Raw genomic sequence first — 3,459 nt, 5'->3', positions numbered from 1 at the left:
GGCGGCGGGGTGGGCGGGCCGGGCGGCGGAGGCGTCGGCTGGCCGGCCGGGCTCACCGGCGGGGTGGGCGGACCGGCGCCCGGGGTGGGATCACCGGCGGGGTTGCCCGGGCGTTCCGGCGGATCGCCGGCCGCGCTGTCCTGCGGGAAGTCGGGGACCTGGGGAACGTCGGGCACCTGAGGCACGTCGGGCACCTGGGGAACCTCGGGATGTGGGGTGTTCGGATCAGTCATGACCGGTCATTCCTTTCCTGTGGAAACCTGGTGTTCCTCGTTCCCGGCAACCCGGCCGCCCGTGTGGGCGACCGGGCTGACCGGTGAGCGTGGTCTGCCGAGCAGTGAGGCCCGTGGAGGCCGACCTGTTTAGTACGTGACGTACGAGCCGTCGTTGATCCCGGCCATGGTCACCAGGATCACGACGACGATGAAGATGAGGCCGCTGATCAAGCCGAGGTAGCCCAGCACGAGGCCGGCGATGGCCAGGCCGCGGCCCTTCTCACCGGTCTTCTTGATCTGGCTGAGGGCGATGTGTCCGCAGATGACCGCGGCGAGCGACACGAAAAACGCGCTGACCAGGGAGATGATTGCGAGAACGTTCCACTTGTCGGCGGCGGCGGGCTGACCGTAGCCCTGCGGCGAGTAGGCCTGCGGGGCCGCGGGTGCACTGCCGTAGGCCGGCGCGGCAGGAGCGGCGCCATATGCCGGCGGGGCGGGCGGGGTGTAGGCCGGCGGCGGGGTGGGCTCGGTCGAGTCCGGTTGGTTCACCGGGGGCTGGTTCGGGTCGGTCATGTGGGACTCCTTCACGTGGGTGCAGCGTAGGGCATGCGGGGGTGCTGGGTGCGATGGGGCCATAGTGGCACCCGCGCCGTGGGGGTGTCAACGTGCTGGCACAACTCAAAACCCCCACGGCCACAGTAACGCGTCATGCCGCGAAAAGCTTGGTGAGGTGCGGTTTCAGGCTTGGATCTGCGACACCGGCAGGGTCGAGTCCGCCCCGAAATCGAGGGTGGAGGGCTCGTGCCCGGCCATGATCAGCTGCGCGCCGAGCGCCGCGATCATGGCACCGTTGTCGGTGCACAGCGACAGCGGCGGGATGCGCAGGGCGATGCCGGCCGCACACGTACGTTCCTGGGCCACCTGGCGCAGCCGGGCGTTGGCGATCACGCCGCCGCCGAGCAGCAGCCGCGGCACCCCGAGATCGGTGCAGGCCGCGACGGCCTTGGTGAGCAGCACGTCGACGACGGCCTCGCGGAAGCTCGCCGCGACGTCGTCGATCGGCACCGTCTCGCCGGCGTCTCCCTTCTGTTCCACCCAGCGGGCCACCGAGGTTTTGAGGCCGGAGAAGGAGAAGTCGTACCGGTGCTTGGCCACATCCTTCTGGTGACTGAGGCCGCGCGGAAAACGGATGGCGGTGGGGTCGCCGGTCGCCGCGACCCTGTCGATCTGGGGGCCGCCGGGGTAGGGCAGGCCGAGCACCCTGGCCACCTTGTCAAAGGCTTCGCCGGCGGCGTCGTCGATGGTTTCGCCCAGCAGTTCCACGTCGGAGACGAGGTCGCGCACGAGCAGCAGCGAGGTGTGCCCGCCGGAGACCAGCAGGGCGATGGTGGGGTACTCGAGCGGGGCATCCGTTGTGACGCCCTCGCCGCGGAGCAGGTCGGCGCCGACGTGGCCGACGAGGTGGTTGACGGCGTAGATGGGCACGTCGAGCGCGACCGCGAGCGATTTGGCGGCGCCGACGCCCACCATCAGCGCGCCGGCCAGGCCGGGGCCGCTGGTGACGGCGATGGCGTCGATCTCGTTGAGGCCGACCCCGGCCTCGGCGAGCGCGGCATGGATGGCCGGCACCATCTCCTCCAGATGCGCGCGGGCGGCGACCTCAGGCACGACGCCGCCGTAGCGGGCGTGTTCGTCCATGGAGGAGGCGATGGTGTTGGAGAGCAGGGTGGTGCCGCGCACGATGCCGATGCCGGTCTCGTCGCACGAGGTTTCGATGCCGAGCACCAGCGGGTCGGTGCGGTTGAGCGGTCGGGCCGGGGCGGCGGATGCGGCGGGCGCGGGTTCGTCAGCAGGCTTGACGGCAGCGGTCGCGACAGGTTCGGCGGCGAGGGCCGCGGAAGGGCCGGCGGCCGCGGCGGCATCCGCGGTGAACTGCATCTGGGTGGGCGGAATGGGCAGGCGCATCACGATGGCATCCACGTTGTCTGGTTGGTAGTAGCCCCGGCGCACGCCGAGGTCTTCGAAGCCGAGCGAGCGGTAGAGGTGCTGGGCGCCGGGGTTGTCGGCGCGCACCTCGAGGAACGTCTCGCGGGCACCGCGCTTGCGGGCCTCGGTGATCAGGCTGAGCATGAGCACCCGGCCGAGGCCTCGGCCACGGGCCTCTTCGGCCACGGCGATGGTCTGAATGTCGCTCTCCGGCGACCGTTGGGCTGCCTGCAGTCCGGCATAGGCCACGATGTGCTCCGGTGAGTCCGGCGGGAATGCAACCAGGTAGTAGCAGCCGGGGTCGGCGACGTCGCGGGCCATCATCTCGGTCGACCAGGCGTCGTTTTCGAAGATGGAGGTTTCCAGGGCCATGATCGCATCGACGTCGGCGGCGGTGGCACGGCGCAGCTGCCAGGTCATCAGCTCACCCGCTTCGGGCCGTTTTTGGACACCGTCACATCGGGCGAGCGGAGGTAGAGCGCCTCGTCGGCGGCGAACGGGCGCCCGGCGGCAAAACTGAGTTCGGCGACCATGCCGAGGTCGCCGGCGGAGATGGTGGCGGCATCGAGGCGGGGCAGGGCGGCGTGCACGAAGTCCGCCTCGAGCAGCTCGGCCGGTTTGGCCAGGGCGGGCGCGCCGAGACGCTCCGGCAGTCCCGCGGCATCCGCCCCGCTGTAGGCGGACCAATACACCTCGCGGCGGCGGGCATCGGTGACCACGAGCAGCGGACCGGTGTGGCCGGTGCGGTAGTGGCCGTAGGCGATGGCGTCGTGGCTGACCACGGGAACCAGGGGTCGATCGATGCCGAGGGCGAAGACCCGGGCGGCGGCGATGCCGACGCGGAGGCCGGTGAACGGGCCGGGGCCCATGCCGCCGACGACGCCGGAGAGCGCGGTAACGGGGATGCCGGCCTCGGTGAGGCACTCCTGGATGAGACGGCCGACCACCTCGGCGTGGCGCATGGTGTCGGCGACGCCGCGTTCGGCGATCACGCCCTGGGTCAGGTCGACGACGGCGACGCTGGTGCCGGCGGAGGTATCGATGGCGAGGAGCACCCGTCCAGCCTATTCGGCCCCGGGCCGTGCTGCCGCCGCGCCCGCACGCATCCGCTCGCCGGCCCGCAACTGTTGCCGAAGCGGACTTTTGCGTCCGGCGTACCCTGAGTGTCAGCCTGTGGTGAGACAGATCATCGTTTCATCATGGGCCGGCTCAGGGCGGGGAAAAGGACGTCCGCATGGACATTTCAGAGTTCCCGCAG

3 protein-coding genes and 1 pseudogene are annotated in these 3,459 nt (G+C 70.8%); all 4 read right to left on the bottom strand.

The window, feature by feature from the left end:
- Positions 1 to 233 (bottom strand): annotated as a pseudogene (locus tag E3T61_RS22105) (hypothetical protein); the annotation flags it as partial.
- A gap of 129 nt (positions 234 to 362) precedes the next feature.
- A complete protein-coding gene (locus E3T61_RS18355; protein ID WP_134642299.1) occupies positions 363 to 788 on the bottom strand; it encodes a DUF4190 domain-containing protein in 426 nt (141 codons plus the stop codon).
- A gap of 165 nt (positions 789 to 953) precedes the next feature.
- On the bottom strand, positions 954 to 2,621 hold the full coding sequence (gene tsaD, locus E3T61_RS18350; RefSeq protein ID WP_134642298.1) for a tRNA (adenosine(37)-N6)-threonylcarbamoyltransferase complex transferase subunit TsaD: 1,668 nt from the start codon (positions 2,619 to 2,621) through the stop codon (positions 954 to 956).
- Positions 2,621 to 3,256, bottom strand: coding sequence for a tRNA (adenosine(37)-N6)-threonylcarbamoyltransferase complex dimerization subunit type 1 TsaB (gene tsaB, locus E3T61_RS18345; protein WP_134642297.1), 636 nt, complete (start codon positions 3,254 to 3,256; stop codon positions 2,621 to 2,623). Before tsaB ends, tsaD begins: the two co-directional genes overlap by 1 nt.
- Between the last annotated feature and the right edge of the window lie 203 nt (positions 3,257 to 3,459).

Source organism: Cryobacterium lactosi (assembly GCF_004403945.1).
Taxonomy (GTDB): domain Bacteria; phylum Actinomycetota; class Actinomycetes; order Actinomycetales; family Microbacteriaceae; genus Cryobacterium; species Cryobacterium lactosi.
Note: the sequence above shows the minus strand (reverse complement) of the source record. Positions and strands in the feature narration are given on the sequence as shown.

Coding starts and splice junctions, on each gene's coding strand:
- tsaD (WP_134642298.1), bottom strand. CDS start 2,621: ATGACCTGGCAGCTGCGCCGTGCCACCGCCGCCGACGTCGATGCGATC.
- E3T61_RS18355 (WP_134642299.1), bottom strand. CDS start 788: ATGACCGACCCGAACCAGCCCCCGGTGAACCAACCGGACTCGACCGAG.